This window comes from Massilia sp. DD77 (genome assembly GCF_036961685.1).
In the GTDB taxonomy this organism is placed as follows: domain Bacteria; phylum Pseudomonadota; class Gammaproteobacteria; order Burkholderiales; family Burkholderiaceae_D; genus Telluria.
This window is the reverse complement of record NZ_JBAMDH010000026.1, coordinates 1-19,047: the sequence shown is the minus strand read 5'-3', so window position 1 is coordinate 19,047 and position 19,047 is coordinate 1. Positions and strand designations below refer to the sequence as shown.

Annotated in this window: 15 protein-coding genes; 6 read left to right on the top strand and 9 right to left on the bottom strand. The window is 66.5% G+C overall.

Annotated features, from left to right (window positions below; all coding sequences use genetic code 11):
- Positions 1-37: 37 nt before the first annotated feature.
- The 3 genes from eno to V7778_RS16425 form a co-directional block, all read right to left on the bottom strand.
- Positions 38-1,324 carry a phosphopyruvate hydratase gene (gene eno, locus V7778_RS16435; protein ID WP_335557204.1) on the bottom strand — a complete coding sequence of 429 codons (1,287 nt, stop codon included), beginning with the start codon at positions 1,322-1,324 and terminating at the stop codon, positions 38-40.
- 74 nt (positions 1,325-1,398) lie between these two features.
- On the bottom strand, positions 1,399-2,253 hold the full coding sequence (gene kdsA / locus V7778_RS16430; protein ID WP_335557203.1) for a 3-deoxy-8-phosphooctulonate synthase: 855 nt from the start codon (positions 2,251-2,253) through the stop codon (positions 1,399-1,401).
- Positions 2,250-3,932 (bottom strand): CTP synthase, encoded by a 1,683-nt coding sequence (locus V7778_RS16425; protein WP_335557201.1) that lies wholly within the window; start codon positions 3,930-3,932, stop codon positions 2,250-2,252. Before V7778_RS16425 ends, kdsA begins: the two co-directional genes overlap by 4 nt.
- A gap of 218 nt (positions 3,933-4,150) precedes the next feature.
- Here V7778_RS16425 and V7778_RS16420 point away from each other — a divergent pair, with 218 nt between their 5' ends.
- The 3 genes from V7778_RS16420 (at position 4,151) to V7778_RS16410 (ending at position 8,235) form a co-directional block, all read left to right on the top strand.
- Positions 4,151-5,326, top strand: a complete 1,176-nt coding sequence (locus tag V7778_RS16420; RefSeq protein WP_335557200.1) for a YjgN family protein — start codon at positions 4,151-4,153, stop codon at positions 5,324-5,326.
- A 7-nt stretch (positions 5,327-5,333) separates the two neighbouring features.
- Positions 5,334-6,362 carry a M48 family metallopeptidase gene (locus tag V7778_RS16415; RefSeq protein ID WP_335557198.1) on the top strand — a complete coding sequence of 343 codons (1,029 nt, stop codon included), beginning with the start codon at positions 5,334-5,336 and terminating at the stop codon, positions 6,360-6,362.
- A 157-nt stretch (positions 6,363-6,519) separates the two neighbouring features.
- Complete coding sequence (locus V7778_RS16410; protein WP_335557196.1) at positions 6,520-8,235, top strand: methyl-accepting chemotaxis protein; 1,716 nt, start codon at positions 6,520-6,522, stop codon at positions 8,233-8,235.
- Positions 8,236-8,448: 213 nt separating this feature from the next.
- On the opposite strand, the gene V7778_RS16405 is transcribed toward V7778_RS16410, so the two are convergent.
- Positions 8,449-9,966, bottom strand: a complete 1,518-nt coding sequence (locus V7778_RS16405; protein WP_335557194.1) for a BCCT family transporter — start codon at positions 9,964-9,966, stop codon at positions 8,449-8,451.
- 407 nt (positions 9,967-10,373) lie between these two features.
- On the opposite strand from V7778_RS16405, the gene V7778_RS16400 reads away from it, so the two are divergent.
- Both V7778_RS16400 and V7778_RS16395 read left to right on the top strand, forming a co-directional pair.
- Positions 10,374-11,795, top strand: a complete 1,422-nt coding sequence (locus V7778_RS16400; protein ID WP_335557192.1) for an MFS transporter — start codon at positions 10,374-10,376, stop codon at positions 11,793-11,795.
- Positions 11,796-11,811: 16 nt separating this feature from the next.
- Positions 11,812-14,160 carry a GH36-type glycosyl hydrolase domain-containing protein gene (locus V7778_RS16395; RefSeq protein WP_335557190.1) on the top strand — a complete coding sequence of 783 codons (2,349 nt, stop codon included), beginning with the start codon at positions 11,812-11,814 and terminating at the stop codon, positions 14,158-14,160.
- A gap of 15 nt (positions 14,161-14,175) precedes the next feature.
- On the opposite strand, the gene V7778_RS16390 is transcribed toward V7778_RS16395, so the two are convergent.
- The 5 genes from V7778_RS16390 to V7778_RS16370 form a co-directional block, all read right to left on the bottom strand.
- Positions 14,176-14,406: a hypothetical protein gene (locus tag V7778_RS16390; protein ID WP_335557188.1), complete on the bottom strand. Its 231-nt coding sequence runs from the start codon at positions 14,404-14,406 to the stop codon at positions 14,176-14,178.
- Positions 14,407-14,478: 72 nt separating this feature from the next.
- Complete coding sequence (locus V7778_RS16385; protein WP_335557186.1) at positions 14,479-15,282, bottom strand: hypothetical protein; 804 nt, start codon at positions 15,280-15,282, stop codon at positions 14,479-14,481.
- A 120-nt stretch (positions 15,283-15,402) separates the two neighbouring features.
- Positions 15,403-15,927: a gluconokinase gene (locus V7778_RS16380; protein WP_335557185.1), complete on the bottom strand. Its 525-nt coding sequence runs from the start codon at positions 15,925-15,927 to the stop codon at positions 15,403-15,405.
- 95 nt (positions 15,928-16,022) lie between these two features.
- A complete protein-coding gene (locus V7778_RS16375; RefSeq protein WP_335557183.1) occupies positions 16,023-17,159 on the bottom strand; it encodes a PEP-CTERM sorting domain-containing protein in 1,137 nt (378 codons plus the stop codon).
- Between the two features lie 224 nt (positions 17,160-17,383).
- Entirely contained in the window at positions 17,384-18,412 is a 1,029-nt protein-coding gene (locus V7778_RS16370; RefSeq protein ID WP_335557181.1) for a LacI family DNA-binding transcriptional regulator, read from the bottom strand.
- Between the two features lie 260 nt (positions 18,413-18,672).
- Here V7778_RS16370 and V7778_RS16365 point away from each other — a divergent pair.
- Positions 18,673-19,047, top strand: a 375-nt coding sequence (locus V7778_RS16365) for a tetratricopeptide repeat protein (RefSeq protein WP_335557180.1), incomplete at its 3' end; no start/stop codon positions are given.

Here is a 19,047-nt window from a genome sequence, read left to right as displayed (position 1 = left end):
CAGGGGGCCGGCCGGGAAGGCCGGCCGGCCCGGGAGATCACTTCAGGTTGTAGAAGGCGTCGCGCCCCGGGTAGGTGGCGACGTCGCCCAGGTCTTCCTCGATGCGCAGCAGCTGGTTGTACTTGGCCATGCGGTCCGAACGCGACATCGAGCCGGTCTTGATCTGCAGGGCGTTCAGGCCAACCGCGATGTCCGCGATGGTCGAGTCTTCGGTCTCGCCCGAACGGTGCGAGATCACGGCGGTGTAGCCGGCGCGCTTGGCCATCTCGATGGCGGCGAAGGTCTCGGTCAGGGTGCCGATCTGGTTGATCTTGATGAGGATCGAGTTGGCGATGCCCTTCTGGATGCCCTCTTTCAGGATCTTGGTGTTGGTGACGAACAGGTCGTCGCCCACCAGCTGCACCTTCTTGCCCAGGGCGGCGGTGAGCGTCGCCCAGCCTTCCCAGTCGCCTTCGTGCATCGCGTCTTCGATCGAGATGATCGGGTACTTGTCGCACCAGGTGGCCAGCATGTTGGTGAAGTCGGTCGCGGACAGCGACAGGCCGCCCTCGCCTTCCAGCACGTATTTGCCGTCCTTGTAGAACTCGCTCGCGGCGCAGTCCAGGCCCAGGGCGATGTCCTGGCCCGGCACGTAGCCGGCCTGCTCGATCGCCTGCATGATCAGCTTGATCGCTTCTTCATGGTTGGCGACCGACGGAGCGAAGCCGCCTTCGTCGCCGACGGCGGTGTTCAGGCCCTTCGAGTGCAGGATCTTTTTCAGGGTGTGGAACACCTCGGCGCCGTAGCGCATGGCTTCCTTGAACGACGGGGCGCCCACCGGGATGATCATGAATTCCTGGATGTCCAGGTTGTTGTCGGCGTGTGCGCCGCCGTTGATGACGTTCATCATCGGCACCGGCATCTGCATCGCGCCCGAACCGCCGAAGTAGCGGTACAGCGGCAGGCCGGCTTCCTCGGCCGCCGCCTTGGCCACGGCCATCGACACGGCCAGCATGGCGTTGGCGCCCAGGCGGCTCTTGTTGTCGGTGCCGTCGAGATCGATCAGGGTGCGGTCCAGGAAGGCTTGCTCGTTGGCGTCCAGGCCCATGATCGCTTCGGAGATCTCGGTGTTGATATTTTCGCAGGCTTGCAGCACGCCCTTGCCGAAGTAGCGCTTCGGATCGCCGTCGCGCAGTTCGATCGCTTCGCGCGAGCCGGTCGAGGCGCCCGACGGGACGGCGGCGCGGCCCATCACGCCCGATTCGAGCAGGACGTCGCATTCCACGGTCGGGTTGCCGCGCGAGTCGATGATTTCACGGCCGATAATATCAACAATAGCACTCATGTAAACACTCTCCGATAAGGGGTAAAAAACGTGAAGAGGCGCGCCCAGCCGCAGGGCGCGCCTCATAGATGCTGTTACTTGAAGTCGGCTTCCAGGAAACCGGTCTTCTTGACGATGCGGTCGATCTCGACGAGGGTGGTCAAGAGTTCCTTCATGCGGCCGAGCGGCACGGCGTTCGGGCCATCGGACAGCGCATTGGCCGGGTCAGGGTGGGTCTCCATGAACAGGCCGGCGATCCCCGCCGCCACGGCGGCGCGCGACAGGACCGGGATGTGCTCGCGCTGGCCGCCGGACGAGGTGCCCTGGCCGCCCGGCAGTTGCACCGAGTGGGTCGCGTCGAACACCACCGGGCAGTTCGATTCGCGCATGATGGCCAGCGAACGCATGTCCGAGACCAGGTTGTTGTAGCCGAACGAGACGCCGCGTTCGCAGGCCATGAAGTTATCTTCCGGCAGGCCCGCTTCGCGTGCGGCGGCGCGCGCCTTGTCGATCACATTCTTCATGTCGCCCGGGGCCAGGAACTGGCCCTTCTTGATGTTGACCGGCTTGCCCGAACGCGCGCAGGCGTTGATGAAGTCGGTCTGGCGGCACAGGAAGGCCGGGGTCTGCAGCACGTCGACGACGCTGGCCACCTCCGGGATTTCTTCTTCGGTGTGGATGTCGGTCAGGACCGGCACGCCGATCTGCTTGCGCACCTCGGCCAGGATCTCCAGGCCCTTTTCCATGCCCGGACCGCGGAAGGACTTGCCCGACGAGCGGTTGGCCTTGTCGAAGGACGACTTGTAGATGAAGGGAATGCCCAGCGCGCTGGTGATTTCCTTGAGCGTGCCTGCGGTGTCCAGCGCCATCTGGCGCGATTCGATCACGCAGGTGCCTGCGATCAGGAAGATCGGCTGGTCGAGGCCGACGTCGAAACCGGCGAGTTTCATGCTGCATCTCCTTGCAGTGCCGGCGCTTGTGCGTTCGCCGCCACGTTGGTGTTGGCCGACTGGTGCGCCAGCGCGGCCTTGATGAACGACGTGAACAGCGGGTGGCCGTTACGCGGGGTCGACTTGAACTCCGGGTGGAACTGCACGCCCACGTACCATGGGTGCACGTCGCGCGACAGTTCCATGATCTCGAGCAGGTCTTCGTTCGGGGTGCGCGCCGCAACCACCAGGCCGGCCGCTTCGATGCGCGGCAGGTAGAAGTTGTTGCCTTCGTAGCGGTGGCGGTGGCGCTCGGTCACGACGTTGCCGTAGATCTCGGCCGACAGGGTGCCCGGATTCACCGCGCAGGTCTGGGCGCCCAGGCGCATGGTGCCGCCCAGGTCGGAATTGGTGTCGCGCTTCTCGACCTTGCCGTCGTGGTTCTGCCACTCGGTGATCAGGGCCACGACCGGCTGGTCGGTGTCCGGATCGAACTCGGTGGAGTTCGCGTTCGGCAGGCCGGCCACGTGGCGGGCGTACTCGATCAGCGCGACCTGCATGCCCAGGCAGATGCCCAGGTAGGGGATCTTGTTCTCCCGGGCGTAGCGGGCGGCCTGGATCTTGCCTTCCACGCCGCGCTTGCCGAAGCCGCCCGGCACGAGGATCGCGTCGTACTTGGCCAGGTGATCGCAGCCCTTGTTCTCGATCTCTTCCGAGTCGAGGTATTCGATGTTCACGCGGCTTTCTGTGTGGATGCCGGCGTGGCGCAGCGCCTCGGTCAGGGACTTGTACGATTCGATCAGGTCGACGTACTTGCCCACCATGCCGATGGTGACTTCGCGCTTCGGGTTTTCCAGGGTGTGGATCAGCTTGGTCCACATCGACAGGTCGGCCTTCGGCGCTTCCAGGCCGAGTGCTTCCAGGATGATGTCGTCCAGGCCCTGGTCGTGCAATACCTGCGGCACCTTGTAGATGGTGTCCACGTCCCACACGCTGATGACGGCCTGCTCTTCCACGTTGGCGAACAGCGAGATCTTGGCGCGCTCGTCGTCCGGAATGCGGCGGTCGGCGCGGCACAGCAGCGCGTTCGGCGAGATGCCGATCTCGCGCAGCTTCTGCACGCTGTGCTGGGTCGGCTTGGTCTTGAGCTCGCCGGCCGAGGAGATGTAGGGAACCAGGGTCAGGTGCACGAAGGCCGCGCCCTTGCGGCCCTGGCGCAGCGACAGCTGGCGCGCCGCTTCCAGGAAGGGTAGCGACTCGATGTCGCCCACGGTGCCGCCGATCTCGACCAGCGCCACGTCCACGCCTTCGGCGCCGCGGCGGATGTAATCCTGGATCTCGTTGGTGATGTGCGGGATCACCTGCACGGTCTTGCCCAGGTACTCGCCGCGGCGTTCCTTGCGGATCACCGATTCGTAGATCTGGCCGGTGGTGAAGTTGTTCACCTTCTTCATGCGGGTGCTGATGAAGCGCTCGTAGTGACCCAGGTCCAGGTCGGTCTCGGCGCCGTCGTCGGTGACGAACACTTCGCCGTGCTGGGTGGGGCTCATGGTACCCGGGTCCACGTTGATGTACGGGTCGAGCTTGAGCATGGTGACTTTGAGGCCGCGGCTCTCGAGGATCGCGGCGAGGGAGGCGGCCGCGATCCCTTTGCCCAGGGAAGACACGACGCCGCCAGTGACGAATACGAATTTGGTCATTGTGCAGATAGGTGCCGGACGGCACGCGCGGGAAATTGAAATTATACCTTAAACGCGCGAAGTCTTCTGTCCAAGCAGTCAGCTTCCGGGCCCGGACAGCGCGCTTGCCGGAAAAAAAGCTAGCCGCCACACATTCCATAACCCAACATGCATTAACTATTTATCATCTACCGGATAGCGATTATGATGCCCGCACTCTTCGTTATCCCTGGCTTGCCATGATCCTCGCACCAGATGCCGTTTCCGCTCCCGCGCCGGACCTTCCCGCGTCCCCTGCTGCCGCGCGCGCCGAGCCTTGGGCAAGCGCGCCCGCGCCGCGAGTCCACGTTCCCGTCTTTACGGGCAGCGGCCAGGAGTATTTCCGCATCTGGGTCGTCAACTTGCTGCTGAGCCTGGTCACCCTGGGCATCTACTCGGCCTGGGCCAAGGTGCGCCGCCTGCAGTATTTCGACCGCAACACCCGGCTGGCCGGCGCCTGCTTCGACTTCCGCGGCGACCCCAGGGCGGTCCTGCGCGGACGCCTCCTGGCCCTGGTGCTGCTGGCCGGCTACCACTACGCCTTCGGGTTCTCGGTCGCCTTCGGTGTCGTCGTGATCGGCGCGATCCTGATGGCCCTGCCCTACCTGATGCGCGGCGCGCTGCGCTTCCGGCTCGCCAACACGCAGTACCGCGGCCTGTGGCTGGGCTTTTCCGGCTCCGTGTCCGAGGCCTACCGGTGCTACACGGCGCCGGTGGCCGCCTTCCTGCTGCCCGGCCTGCTCCTGGCCGTGTTTCCCGAACAGCCGGCCTGGGGCGGACTGGCGTCCCTGCTCTACCTCGGCTGGCCGCTGATGCATGGGCAGATGAAGGCCTACCAGCATCGCCACCTGTTGTTCGGGAACCGGGCCGCCGCCTACGAGCTGAGCCCGTGGCGCTTCTACCGCGCCTACCTGGTGGCGGGCGGCATCGGCCTGGCGTTCGGCATCGCCGCCAGCCTCCTGGCTGGCGTGGCGATCGCCGCGACGGGAGCGGAGAGTGGCGCGCTGGCCACTTTCGTCCCGATGGCCATCCTCGCCTTGACCGGCTATGTCACCTATTTGCTGGCCGGTCCCTTCATGCAGGCGCGCCTCGCCAACCTGGCCTGGTCGCACACCCTGTTTTCCGGCGTGCGCATCGAATCGACCATTCCGGTGCGCGGCTTCGTCATGCTGCAATCCAAGAACGCCGTGCTGACCGTACTCACGCTCGGCCTCTACCGTCCGTACGCGGTGGTCGCGGCCTACCGCTACCGGCTCGAACACACCCGCGTCGAAGTCGACGGCGATGTCGAGGCCTCGGCGCGCGCCACCCAGGGCCGCAAGAACGCCGCCGGCGACGGCGCGGCCGATGGACTCGGCATCGATCTGTCCTGGTAACCGACACATGACCACAGCTTATTATTTCGACGGCGTCAGCGCCCGCCTCCACACGGTCGACCTCACCGCCGGCAGCACCGGCCTGGGCCTGCGCGGCGCGGTCGAGCGCGACTATCCGCTCGCCGGCACCACCTTGGCCGAGCCCTTCGCCGGCACCCCGGCCGTGCTCTACTTCCCCGACGGCGCACGCTGCGAAGTACCCTCTCCCGCCGCGGGCGCCGCGCTGGCGGGCCTGCTCGGCTACCGCAAGCCGCTGGCGGTGCGCTGGCAGGAACGCATCGGCGCGGCGCTCGCCTGCCTGGTGCTGCTGGTGCTGCTGCTGGCCGCGACCGTCCAGTGGGGCATCCCTGCCGCCACCGAACACATCGCCGCCGCCCTGCCGGAGGAAGTCGACCGGACGCTCGGCACGTCCGCGCTGTCCGCCCTGGAACACCAGGGCCTGCTGCTGCCCTCGCGCTTCAGCGAGCAGCGCGTGGCGCGGCTGGAAGCGCTGCTGGAATCGGTGGCCCCGGGCGACAAGCGCTTGCGCCTGCTGGTGCGCGACGCGCCGCAGCTCGGGCCCAATGCCATGGCCCTGCCCGACGGCAGCATCGTCCTGACCGACCAGATGGTGCGCATGGTGATCGGCAAAGGCGATTTGACCGAGGAAGCCGCGGCGGCCCTGGCCGGTATCCTCGCCCACGAAGCGGGGCACGTGCGCCTGCGCCATTCGGCGCGTTCGCTGACCCGCGCTTCCCTGACGGCGGCGCTGTCGGCCACCCTGTTCGGCGACTTCAGCGCCGTGGCCGCCGGTGCGCCCGCGCTGCTGATGGACCTGAAATTCTCGCGCGCCATGGAGCTGGAAGCGGACGACCATGGCCTGAAGCTGATGCTGGAACGCGGGATCCCGGTCGAGCCGCTGGCCGCCCTGTTCGAGACGTTCGGCGAGGACGAGCCGGAAGACGGCTGGATCGATGTGACGGCAGGGTATATCTCGACCCATCCCGCCAGCCATGAGCGTGCACAGCGCCTGCGCGAAGCCGCCGGGCTCGAGTAGACAACTTTGCAAGGGTGTGCCTGAAACGCTACACAAAGTCACAAAAATGAAGCGTTAACATTGCCATTCGGCAATAATCTATGCTTTCCGACTTTTGTGCCTATTCCTATCGCTCCCGCCGGCTGACGGCGGAAGCGGCAGCGCCCACTCTTCCACTATGAGCATTTTCAACACACTGAATATCGGCACGCGGCTGGCCGCAGGCTTCGCACTGACCCTCATCTTCACCGGCCTGATCGCCGCCGTCGGCGTCTGGCGCCTCAACCAGGTGGCCGACGAAACCCGCGAGATCCTGGCCCAGCCGCTGGCCAAGGAGCGCATGATCGCCGAGTGGTACACCCAGATCTTCGCCGCCGTGCGCCGCACCGCCGCCATCGTCAAGAGCAGCGATGCTTCGCTGGGCGACTATTTCAAGGAAGACGCGGCCGCTACCGGCAAGCTGTCGGCCGACCTGGTGAAGCAGATCGAGCCCCTGATCAGCGGCGAGGACGAAACCGCCCTGTTCAAGGCGGTCATGGAGCACCGCAAGGCCTACAGCGCGGCGCGCGACAACGCCGTCAAGGCCAAGGGTGAAGGCAACGTCGAACTGGCCAACCAGATCCTGGAACAGCAGTTCACGCCCGCCTCGAAGGCCTATCAGGAAAAGGTGCGCGAGCTGCTCGACCTGCAGCACAAGCGCATCGGCGCCAGCGCCGCCGAGATCGACGCCGCCGCCAGCCGCGGCAAGGTCCTGATCGCCTCGCTGGCCGCGGCCGCGCTGGCGCTCGGCGCCGTCTTCTCGTGGCTGCTGACCCGCTCGATCACCGTGCCGCTGCGCGAAGCCGTGCGCGCCGCCGAAACCGTGGCCGCCGGCGACCTGACCCACCGCATCGACACGGCGAGCGGCGACGAGACCGGCGCCCTGCTGCGCGCACTGGGCAACATGAACGACAGCCTGGCGCGCATCGTCAGCCAGGTGCGCACCGGCACCCAGGCCATCAGCGGCGCATCGGGCGAGATCGCCGCCGGCAGCTTCGACCTGTCGAGCCGCACCGAGCAGCAGGCCGCTTCGCTCGAGGAAACCGCGGCCTCGATGGAGGAACTGACCGGTACCGTGCGCCAGAACGCGGACAACGCGCGCCAGGCCAACCAGCTGGCGATCGCCGCCTCGAACGTGGCCAGCGAAGCCGGCACCGTGGTCGAGCAGGTGATCGCCACCATGGGTTCGATCAATGAATCCTCGCGCAAGATCGTCGACATCATCGGCGTCATCGACGGCATCGCCTTCCAGACCAACATCCTGGCCCTGAACGCGGCCGTGGAAGCGGCGCGCGCCGGCGAACAAGGCCGCGGCTTCGCCGTGGTGGCGTCCGAGGTGCGCAACCTGGCCCAGCGCTCGGCAACGGCGGCCAAGGAGATCAAGCAGCTGATCGGCGACTCGGTCGACAAGGTCGACGCCGGCGCCAAGCTGGTCGACCACACCGGCGTCACGATGCAGGAAGTGGTGAGCTCGATCCGCCGCGTGACCGACATCATGGGCGAGATCAGCTCGGCCAGCCAGGAACAGATCCAGGGCATCGACCAGGTCAACCAGGCGATGGCGCAGATGGACGAGGCGACCCAGCAGAACGCGGCCCTGGTCGAGGAAGCGACCGCCGCCACCAGCTCGCTGCAGCAGGAAGCGGCGCGCCTGGCGCAGGTGGTCGACGTGTTCAAGGTCGGTCACGAGGCGGCGCAGCCCGCGCCCGCGGTGCGCGCCACGGCCACCAAGCTGGCGGCGCCGCGCGCAACGGCGCCGGTCAAGCGCCCTGCTCCCGCAGCCGCACCGGCCAAGGCGTCGCGCCCGGCCGCGAAGGCCGCCGCGACCGTCGGGGACGAGTGGGAACAGTTCTAATCGTGCATGCGGCCACGCTCTGGCTGCACGCTTGCACCGTTACCTGCAAAAACGTCGCCCCGGCGCACGCCGGGGCCCAAGTTCCCTCCCGAAGCCGCTGAGTCCGCATCACTTCCGAACCAGCCGGCGCCTCAGCGTGCGTGTGCCGCGGCGACGCTGCAAACTTGGGCCCCGGCGTTCGCCGGGGCGACGGTCTTTAGGCTAACAAGCGCCCTAGCGCGACACCATCTCCCGCATCTTCCTGCGCATCTCGCGCTCCCGCTTGTCCTCCGCCATCCAGTCCTCGCGCATGGCCCGCCACAGCGCGACCACCATCAGCACAATCACCAGCGCGAACGGCAACGCAAACAGGATGGTCGCGGTCTGCACGGCTTTCAGGCCGCCAGCCAGCAGCAGGCTGATGGCGATCCCCGCGATCAGCACTCCCCACACGATCTTCACCCGCCCGGACGGGTTCGGGTTGCCGCGGCTGCTCATCATGCCCAGCACCAGCACCGCCGAGTCGCCCGAGGTCACGAAGAACACCACGACCAGCACGGTGGCCACCACCGACATGATCTGCCCGAAGGGCAGGAACTGCAGCATGTCGAACAGCGCCAGTGCCACGTCGGCCTTGACCGTCTCGGCCAGCGGCACACCCTGCCAAATCTGCATCGTCAGCGCGCTGCCGCCGAATACCGAGAACCACAGGAAGGCCGCCAGCGAGGGCGCCAGCACGGTGCCCGCAATGAACTCGCGCAGGGTGCGCCCGCGTGAAACGCGCGCGATGAACAGGCCGACGAAGGGCGACCAGGATATCCACCAGGCCCAGTAGAAGATGGTCCAGTTCGCGACCCAGCTGCTGTCGCGGAAAGGCGTGGAGCGCAGGCTCATGCGGGCGATGTCGCTGACGTAGCTGCCCAGGGTATTGGTCAGGGTATCGATGATCGCCACGGTCGGGCCGAGCACGAACACGGCCAGCGCCAGCAGCAAGGCTAGCAGCATGTTGAAGTTGGAGAGCAGCTTGATGCCCTTCCCCACCCCGCTTACCGCCGAACCCACGAACACGGCGGTGGTCACGACGATGATCGCGACCTGCCAGGTTTCGCTGATGTCCGCGCCGAACACGGCGTGCAGGCCGCTGTTGATCTGCAGCGCGCCCATCCCCAGCGAGGAAGCCACGCCGAAGGCCGTGGCCACGACCGCCAGCACGTTGAATACGCCCGACATGGCGCGCACCGGGCCCCATGGCAGCGACCCGGTCACCGTGCTGATGAGCGGCGTGCCGGCGCGCCGGTACTGGAAGAAGGCGATCGCCAGGGCCACCACGCTGTACACCGCCCAGGGATGCACGCCCCAATGGAAGAAAACGTAGCGCATCGCCGCATTCGCCGCCTCCGGCGTGCCTGCCGCCACGCCGGGCGGCGCCGTCACGTAGTGGGAGACCGGCTCGGCCACGCCCCAGAACACCAGGCCGATGCCCATGCCGGCCGCGAACAGCATGGCGAACCAGCTGCCGACCGAGAACTCGGGCTCGTCGTCCTCGTTGCCGAGTTTGAGGTTGCCATAGCGGCTGAAGGCGACAAAGGCGGCGAACAGCACCAGGCCCAGCACCACCCAAAGATAGAACCAGCCGAAGTTGCGGGTCAGCGCCGCCAGGGTGGCGTCGAGCGCCGCTGCCATGTGCGCCGGGGCGAGGATCCCCCACGACACGATCAGGAAAATGAAACCGGCGGAGAAAAGCATTTGCATGTGGGCCCCTGTGATGCAAGCGGTGTGCGATATTGATGGCCTTGCCGGAGGCGGGCGCCACCGATGCGCGGCGCAAGGCCTTCCCTGCAAAGGAAAGCGGTGCGCCGCACAGGCCGGGCGCGGCCCAGGTGGACCGCATATGAACGAAGGCGGATCAGGTGATCGCCATATTGGGATGCAGGGCTCCGGCACGCCGGCAGCACTACTCATCCATTATATCCGAAACAATTAATTTGCACAAATATAGATACTTCAGTGGAATATTTCTCGCCCCGCCTGGTCGCTCGAATGTTTGACATGCGGATAGTCCCGAGGCATACTGCACAGACATGTTAGCGCTATCAAGTATTATCTGCACAGACGCGAACGGAGAGCCCAGGCTCTCCGCACAATAACGGAGACAACACATGCTTACACGCGGGGACGCAGATCCGGGCAGCGCCACGCTTGGCGAGGCCACGCGCGCGGAGACCACCGCCAAGCCGGCGGACAGGGCTCTTACCTGGCGCGAAAAGCTCAGCTACGGCATCGCCGACATGGGGTTCAACTTCTTCTGGACCAACGTCGCCACCTTCCTGCTGATCTTCTACACCGACACCTTCGGCATCTCGGCCGCGGCTGCCGCGACCCTGATGTCGGTCATCAAGATCGTCAACGCCTTCACCGACCCCATGATCGGCGCCGCGGCCGACCGCACCGCGACCCGCTTCGGCAAGTTTCGTCCCTACCTGGTCTGGATGTCGATTCCGCTGGGCGCGGCCGCGGTGCTCACCTACACCACGCCCGACCTCGAAGGCGACGCCAAGCTGGCCTGGGCCTACGGCACCTACCTGATGATGATGGTCTGCTATACCTGCGTGAACATCCCCTACAACGCGCTGTCGGGCGTGATGTCGGCCGATCCGCAGGAGCGCTCCACCATCAACGGTCTGCGCTTCATCTTCGCCTTCGCCGGCAGCACCCTGGTCACCGCCGCCACGCCCTCGATGGTGCAGTGGCTGGGCGCCGGCAACGATGCGCGCGGCTGGCAGCTGACCATGGCCGCCTGGAGCGTGGCCGCCGCCCTGCTCTTCCTGGTCACCTTCCTCAACACCCGCGAGCGGGTGGCGCCGATGCCGGGCCAGAAGTCGGACATCAAGCGCGACATCCTCGACCTGATGGCCAACCGCCCGTGGATGGTGCTGTTCGTGCTGGCCCTGGTGATCATGGTGACCATCACCCTGCGCACCACCACCGCCGCCTACTACTTCAAGTACGTGGTCAACCGCCCCGAGCTGATGGCCACCTTCGTGCCCACCTACATGGTGGCCGCCGCGGTCGGCGCGGCCTGCACGCCCCTGCTGACGCGCTTCGTCGACAAGAAGCGCTTGATGATCGTGCTCATGAGCGCGACCGCGGTCTTGTCGTCCGCCTTCTTCTTCATCCCGCCCGAGCGCATCGACCTGATGTTCGCGCTGCAGGCCGGCCTGGGCCTGGTGCTCGGTCCCAAGTCGCCGCTGGCCTTCTCGATGTACGCCGACACCGCCGACTACAACGAGTGGCGCACCGGCCGCCGCGCCACCGCCATGACCTTCGCCGCCGCGACCTTCTCGCAGAAGCTCGGCACCGCGCTGGCGGTGGCCGTGATCGGCTCGGTGTTCACCGCGCTCGGCTATGTGCCGAACGCCGCCCAGAGCACCGGCTCGCAGGCGGGCATCGTGTGGCTGATGTCCTTCGTGCCCGCCGCCTTCGCCCTGGCGGCGGTACTGACCATGTGCTTCTATAACCTCGACGCCAAACAGCTGGCCCGCATGCAGGCCGAACTGGCCGCGCGCAAGGCCGGCGCGTGACTGACCTGGAGATGTAATGCTGAACCCCACCGAGAACGGCGCCCGCTACGAACTGCACAGCCCCACCGCCATGCCCAAGGCCGGCGGCTTCCTGTGGAACCGCAAGATGATGATCCAGGTCACCTGCCGCGGCTATGCCACCGCCCAGTTCATGCAGCCGGAGCCGGCCAAGTACTCGTACGCGCCCAACCTGGAGGCCAAGACCTTCATGCAGCCGGAGCAGGCCTATTACGCCCACCATCCGGGCCGCTTCTTCTACGTGAAGGACGAAGAGACGGGCGAAGTCTTCTCGGCGCCCTACGAGCCGGTGCGCGGTGAACTGGACCGCTTCGTGTTCTCGGTCGGCCAGGGCGACCTGCGCTGGACCGTCGAGAAGCTCGGCATCCGCGTCGAGCTGAACCTCGGCCTGCCGGTCGAAGACGTCGCCGAACTGTGGTCGCTGAGGGTCACGAACCTGTCCGGCCGCCCGCGCCGCATCAGCGTCTATCCGTATTTCACGGTCGGCTACATGTCGTGGATGAACCAGTCGGCCGAGTACCGCGCCGACCTGGGCGGCATCGTGGCGTCCTGCGTTACGCCCTACCAGAAGCTGCAGGACTACTTCAAGAACCGCCTGTTCAAGGACAAGACCTACCTGCTGTGCGAGAACCCGCCCGACGCCTGGGAAGCCAACCAGCTGGCCTTCGAAGGCGAAGGCGGACTGCATGCGCCGTCCGGCCTGGACGCGGAACGCCTGGCCGGCGGCGACGCGCGCTACGAGACGCCGGTGGCCGCGCTGCAGTACCGCCTCGCGCTGGCGCCGAACGGGACCAGCGTCCAGCGCTTCCTGTTCGGTCCCGCCTACGACGACGCCGAGATCGCGGCCATGCGCGCGCGCTACCTGAGCGCGGAAGGCTTCGCGGACGCCGCGCGCGCCCAGGAAGCCTACCTGCTTGAAGGCGCCGGCTGCGTCGAAATCGAGACGCCCGACAAGGAACTGGACAACTTCGTCAACCACTGGCTGGCGCGCCAGGTCTACTACCACGGCGACGTGAACCGCCTGAGCACCGACCCGCAGACCCGCAACTACCTGCAGGACAACATGGGCATGGCCTTCGTCAAGCCCGCGGTGGCGCGCGCCGCCTTCCTGCACGCCCTCACCCAGCAGGAAGCCAGCGGCGCCATGCCCGACGGGATCCTGCTGTTCGAAGGCGCGGAGCTCAAGTACATCAACCAGATCCCGCACACCGACCACTGCGTGTGGCTGCCGGTCTGCCTGCGCGCCTATCTCGACGAGACCGGCGACGAGGGCATCCTGTCCGAGCAGGTCGCGGCCCATGACGGCACGCGCACGGCCTTCGAGCGCATCTCGATGGCGATGGACTGGCTGCTGCACAAGCGCGACGGGCGCGGCCTGAGCTACATCGAGCAGGGCGACTGGTGCGATCCGATGAACATGGTCGGCTACAAGGGCCGGGGCGTATCCGGCTGGCTGACGGTGGCCGCGGCCTACGCCCTGAACATCTGGGCCGACGTCTGCGCCGCGCGCGGCGAGGAGCGCCTGTCCGCTCACTTCCGCGCCGGCGCAAGCGCCATGAACGAGGCGGCCAATACCCACCTGTGGGACGGCGCCTGGTTCGGGCGCGGCATCACCGACGACGGCGTCAAGTTCGGCGTTGCCGCCGACCTCGAGGGCCGCATCTACCTGAACCCGCAGAGCTGGGCCATCCTGGGCGGCGCGGCCAGCGAGGAACAGCGCGCGCTGATGCTGGCCCAGGTCGACGCCCAGCTGGACACGCCTTATGGCGTGCAGATGTTCGCCCCGCCCTACAGCAAGATGCGCGAGGACGTCGGCCGCGTCACCCAGAAGCACCCCGGCTCGGCCGAGAACGGCGCGGTCTACAACCATGCCTCGGTGTTCTACATCTACAGCCTGTACACCGTGGGCGAGACCGAGCGCGCCTTCGGCGCCCTGCGCAAGATGATTCCCGGGCCCGATGCAAACGACTACCTGCGGCGCGGCCAGCTGCCGGTGTTCATCCCGAACTACTACCGCGGCGCCTACAAGGAATACCCGCGCACGGCGGGCCGTTCGAGCCAGCTGTTCAACACCGGCACGATTTCCTGGGTCTACCGCAGCGTGATCGAAGGCCTGTGCGGCCTGAAGGGCGATGCACGGGGATTGACGGTGGCGCCGCAGCTGCCGCGGGCCTGGCCAGGCATGAAGATCACCCGCCGTTTCCGCGGCGCGACTTTCCACGTGGAGGTCACGCGCGGGTCCGGCAATGGCGTGCAGGTCGTATGCGACGGCGAAGTGCTGCCTGCCGGCCGCATCGAGGGCATCGAGGCCGGCCGCAGCTACACGCTCGAGGTCCTGGTTCCCTGACGCGGCAGGAGGGACTCAGTCGCCGGGGCCCTCGCCCGGCATGGTGTCGGCCATCAGGCGCAGCTCTTCGGGCGTGAGTTCTTCCGGCTTCTTGTTCTTGAGGCCGTCCACGTCGGCCGGTGGAGAGGCGGGCGCCTCCTGCCTGCTGGCGCCCTGCTCGCCCTGGTGCTGGCGCTGTTCCTCCTGCGGTTCGGGCTGCTGTTCCCGGCCGCTCTGCGGGTTCTTGTTCGGCTGATCGTTGCTCATGCTGTGCTCCCTGCTGTCACATGAATTCGGAAGACCCAGTGTGGCACAGGGAGCGATTCGGCGGCGTACCGCTTACACCACCTCGTTCCAGGTCGGCTTGCTGATATAGGGACGGGCGTACTCGCAATACATGCCGTCGTATTGCGCGACTTGCTTGCCGCCGTCCTTGAGCACATAGTGGAACTGGTTGCAGGGCGTGTCGCCGATCGGATGCTCGCCGACCTTGGTGATCGACACATGGTACTTGTTGCCCTTCCAGCCCACGCTCTGGCCCTGTTTCAGGGCCACCAGCAGCTTGGCGAACTCGGCCGAATAATCGCCGCCTTTCTTGATGAGTCCATGGCCGCCCCAGGCGTCGAAGGCGTAGCCGCCCTCGCAGCCGTGGCAGCGGATCTTGCTGGCTTCGCGGAAAGCGTGCTTGGCTTCGCGCGCCTGCTTGAACTCGAAGTCGCGGAAGCTGTGGACCGCGCAGGCGGCGTTCTCCGGCCATAGGCCGGCAGGTTCGAAGCTCTCCGGCCTGGCGCCAAGCAGCAGATTGTCTTCCTTCAAGCGCTTTTTGCAGCCTGCGGCAAGCGCTGGGGCGGCGGCGGCCTGCGGCGCCGGGGCGGCAAAGGCAGAGGAAGCAGCGGCAGGAATAGCGGAAATCGGCGCGCCCGCCGCCGCGGCGGTATCGGCCGCCTGCGACTGGTCTTGTTCCGGTGCGCCGCTGAAGGCGCGGTCGATGGCGCCGGTGACGGCGCGGTCGACATTGCCCGACACGGCGGCGCGCGCCGCGTTGACGGCGGAATTCTTCAGGAAGTCGCCGAAGGACTGGGCCTGGCTGTTCAGCGACAGGCAGGCGCCGCCCAGGAGGAGGATGAGCTGGATGTGTTTCATGGAGATCCCCAGGTTGGTCAAGGCAGCCGCGCAGGAAGGTCCGGCTTCCTGCGCTCACTGGCAAACCCGAAGTCTAGTGCGCAGGCGCGCCGCGGTCTCACATCACCGGTGGGGGGAGTTTTACGCGCCAGGCGCGGACCGGTGCGTCGCGCTGGCCAGGATGCGGCCCACCAGCGTGTCCGGATCGTCGCCGATACCGAGCGTCATCCCCGCCTCGTCGGGCTCCAGCGGCTCCAGGGTGCGCAACTGGCTGTCCAGCAGCGAGGCCGGCATGTAGTGTCCGGGACGCTCGCGCATGCGCGCTTCGATCAGCGCGCGCGCTCCTGCCAGGTGGACGAAGCGCACATTGCCTGCGCTGCGCAGGATGTCGCGGTAGGCGCGCTTGAGCGAAGAGCAGGACAGCACGATGCCCTGCCCCTGCGCGCGCAGGATCTCGTCGCGCAAGGCTTCGAGCCAGCCCTGGCGGTCCTCGTCCGTCAGGGCGATGCCCGCCGACATACGCGCCACGTTGGCCGGCGGATGAAAATCGTCCCCTTCCACGAAGCGCACGCCGAGCGCCGCGGCCAAGCGCGCGCCGACCGCGCTTTTGCCGCAACCGCATACGCCCATGACCACCCAGGCAATCCCATCGTGTTTTATCCGCATGCTTCTTTGATAGCGCTATCAAGGAGCCAGCATAACCGGCCTGCCGCGCGCTTGTAAAGCGGCGCGGCGGGCGAAGGGATGAACTGCGGGGCCGGTCAGGCCTTGCGTTTGCGGCGCAGGCCCATGGCGGCGGCGCCGAGGCCGAGCAGCAGCAGCGAAGCCGGCTCCGGCACCTCGGCCGGATCGGCCGGACGCTCGACCACGCTGCCGCTCAGGTTCAGGGTCAGCTTGTAGCCGGAACCGAGCGTGCTCGTGGCAAACGCGCCATCGGGCGCGGCGTCGGCGAAGGTGAACTCGTAGATGGCGCCGAAGGAACCGATCATGTCGGTCAGGAAGCTGGCGCCATAGTTGGTGCTTGCGCCCGCCGCCAAGGTGCCGAAATTAGCCACATTGGTCGTGAACCGGTTGCTCGAGTCGCCGCTTTCGCTGATGCCGGTCATGGTCAGGCCGACGCGGTCGCCCGCCAGGTTATGGATGAAGAACACCAGGTCGGCCACGGCATCGCCCTGGTAGACCGAACCGAAATTCAGGTTCATCACGGTGTTGCCCCAAGGATCGAACGACTGCGAGGCGTGCTCCAGGTAGCTGTAGCTGGCGGTGAGCGAGCCGAACCAGTCCAGGGTCGAGGCGGTGGTGGCCTGGCTGTTGTAGCTGTTCAGCGTGGTGTCCGCCGACAGCGAAGTCGCGGTGTGGGTCACGCCCACGGTGCCGCCGCCCACGTAGTCGTTCAGGTTGGCCGAGCCGACCGTGGCGTTATGGTTGAGCGTAGTGGAGGTGGCGCCGTTGTTGCACGCATCCTTCGGCTTGCCGGCGCAGCTGTCGCTGGCAGAGAGATTGGCGGTCGCCCCCGACACGTTGGTCGGCACCGTCAGCTTGATTGCGCTGCTGCCCGTACCGATGGCGTTGGCGTTGCCCATATTGCTGCCGGCACTGGTGCCCGCACTGCTCACGTTCGTGCTCTGCTTGTAGGTGGATGCCAGCCCTACGTTAACGCCGGTTAACACGCCGGTGGCGCTGTTGAACTGGCCCAGCGTGGTCGTTCCCAGATTGACGTTGGATTGGCTGGTGGCGCCATCGGACGCGTTCTTGTTGGCGCCCAGTGTGTCGTTGACCGAACGCGTCAGGTTGAAGTTGTTGGTGGTGGTCGTGATGAGGGTGGCGTGCGCCAGCGTCGGCATGGCGAGGGCGCCCACGGCGGCCAGCATGGCCACATGCATGGTTCTCTTTAACATTTTCATCCCTTGTTATAGGTTCCTATCATCTCGCCGAACCGGGCGGTTCAACGATTGCTGGAACTACGTGTACTTACGCAAATTGCGTGCCAAAGGATGCAAGGTACTGATACCGCTATCTATCTTTCTTTATCCACTCAGCATTGACAAGGGACGTTGTAAGTTTTACCGACAGCCACAAAATATTCCTGCTGGCAAGTGTGTGACTTCGGTAACGAAGCGCTTCAGGTGCTTTCGCGCTCGCGCACGGTAAAGCCGAGGTCGATGCGTTTCTGCTCCGGCTCCGTGCCCCCGATCACTTGCAGCAGCAGCTTGGCGGCTTCGAAGCCGATGCGGTAGCGCGGCGTGTCGATCGTGGTCAGCGAAGGCATCATCCATGCCGAGGCCGGCAAGTCGTTGAAGCCGCAGATGGCGATCCGGTCAGGCACCGGGATGCCACGCCGCTGGCAGTGGTAGATGGCGCCGTGGGCCAGGTCGTCGTTGCAGAAGAAAACCGCATCGCAATCGGGCACGCTGGCCAGCATCCGGTCCATCAGTTCCGCACCGAGGGCGATGGTGGAAGGCGCCGGCACCATGATTTCCAGGCGCGGGTCGGCCAGGCCGGCCGCCTGCATCGCCTGGCGGTACCCATCTGCACGGCGCAGGGTGCGCTCGTCGAGCTGGGCGCCGACGAAGCCGATGCGGCGATAGCCTTTGCCGATCAGGTGGCGCGTCATCTCGACGCCGGCGTCGAGCTGGGAAAAGCCCACCGACAGCACGTCCGGGCTGTCGGCCAGGTCCATCATCGACACCACCGGCACCCGCGAATTGGCCAGCATCTGCGCCACCGGCGGGCTGTGCGTGATGCTGGTCAGCAGGATGCCGTCCGGATTCGACTGCAGGTAGACGCGCAAGAGCTTTTCCTCCTCGCGGTCGGAGTAGTGCGTGTTGCCGATCAGGAGCTGGTAACGGCTGGGGCCGACCGCGTCGTGGATGCCGTCCAGCACCGCCGGGAACACGGCGTTCGACAGCGAAGGCACCAGCACCACGATCACATGCGATTGCGCCGAGGCCAGTGCGCGCGCCGCGCGGTTGGGCACGTAGCCGAGTTCGTCGACCGCCTGCTCCACCTTGACGCGGGTGGCTTCCGACACCAGCTGCGGCTGGCTGAGCGCGCGCGAGGCCGTCATGATCGATACCCCCGCCAGGGCCGCCACCTGTTCCAGCGTCGTGCGTCCCGTTCCCCTTGCCTTGCCACCGCTGCTTCTGCTCATCCGTCTTCCTGTTATCGTTATTCGCTTATTGCTGACCTGCCAGCCACCCCGGATTGCACCTTGCTTTAGCATCAATGTCAATATGTGGTGGGTGGCGCGCCGTGTTTCGGCTGTGGCTAATCCAACAAGTGGGTGGACAGCATAGCATCCGTTTGACGGATCGGAGCGACACTGCAGGCGCGGCAAGCGTGCGTTCCTTGACGCTGCGGGGGGCCTCGGGCAGAGTTCTTGCTATTGCCACGCAGCATCCGATAGCCTCCATGATCGATTACCAGCCGCCCGCCGTCGACGTCCAGCCCGCCACACCCGCCCCTTCCTTCGACCAGCAGTACGAGCAGGCGCGCAGCCTCGCCAACAGCGGCCAGCCGGCCCTGGCGGTGGCCGCCTATACCACGCTGCTGGCCCGCTCGCCGGGCAACGCCGACGTGCTGCTCGGACGCGGCATCGCCTACACGCGCCTGGAGCGCTGGAGCGAGGCGGAAGCCGACCTGAGGGCGGCCGCCCAGGCCTCGCCCGAGTACGCCGACGTCTGGTCCGCGCTGGGCGACCTGTACCGCTGGAGCGAGCGTCCCGACCAGGCCGTCGAGGCCTACACGCGCCTGCTGGCCCTGCAGCCGGACGCCCCCGCGCCCTGG

Coding starts and splice junctions, on each gene's coding strand:
- V7778_RS16410 (WP_335557196.1), top strand. CDS start 6,520: ATGAGCATTTTCAACACACTGAATATCGGCACGCGGCTGGCCGCAGGC.
- V7778_RS16385 (WP_335557186.1), bottom strand. CDS start 15,282: ATGAAACACATCCAGCTCATCCTCCTCCTGGGCGGCGCCTGCCTGTCG.
- V7778_RS16405 (WP_335557194.1), bottom strand. CDS start 9,966: ATGCAAATGCTTTTCTCCGCCGGTTTCATTTTCCTGATCGTGTCGTGG.
- V7778_RS16380 (WP_335557185.1), bottom strand. CDS start 15,927: ATGCGGATAAAACACGATGGGATTGCCTGGGTGGTCATGGGCGTATGC.
- V7778_RS16375 (WP_335557183.1), bottom strand. CDS start 17,159: ATGTTAAAGAGAACCATGCATGTGGCCATGCTGGCCGCCGTGGGCGCC.
- V7778_RS16400 (WP_335557192.1), top strand. CDS start 10,374: ATGCTTACACGCGGGGACGCAGATCCGGGCAGCGCCACGCTTGGCGAG.
- V7778_RS16420 (WP_335557200.1), top strand. CDS start 4,151: ATGATCCTCGCACCAGATGCCGTTTCCGCTCCCGCGCCGGACCTTCCC.
- V7778_RS16390 (WP_335557188.1), bottom strand. CDS start 14,406: ATGAGCAACGATCAGCCGAACAAGAACCCGCAGAGCGGCCGGGAACAG.
- eno (WP_335557204.1), bottom strand. CDS start 1,324: ATGAGTGCTATTGTTGATATTATCGGCCGTGAAATCATCGACTCGCGC.
- V7778_RS16425 (WP_335557201.1), bottom strand. CDS start 3,932: ATGACCAAATTCGTATTCGTCACTGGCGGCGTCGTGTCTTCCCTGGGC.
- kdsA (WP_335557203.1), bottom strand. CDS start 2,253: ATGAAACTCGCCGGTTTCGACGTCGGCCTCGACCAGCCGATCTTCCTG.
- V7778_RS16415 (WP_335557198.1), top strand. CDS start 5,334: ATGACCACAGCTTATTATTTCGACGGCGTCAGCGCCCGCCTCCACACG.
- V7778_RS16395 (WP_335557190.1), top strand. CDS start 11,812: ATGCTGAACCCCACCGAGAACGGCGCCCGCTACGAACTGCACAGCCCC.
- V7778_RS16370 (WP_335557181.1), bottom strand. CDS start 18,412: ATGAGCAGAAGCAGCGGTGGCAAGGCAAGGGGAACGGGACGCACGACG.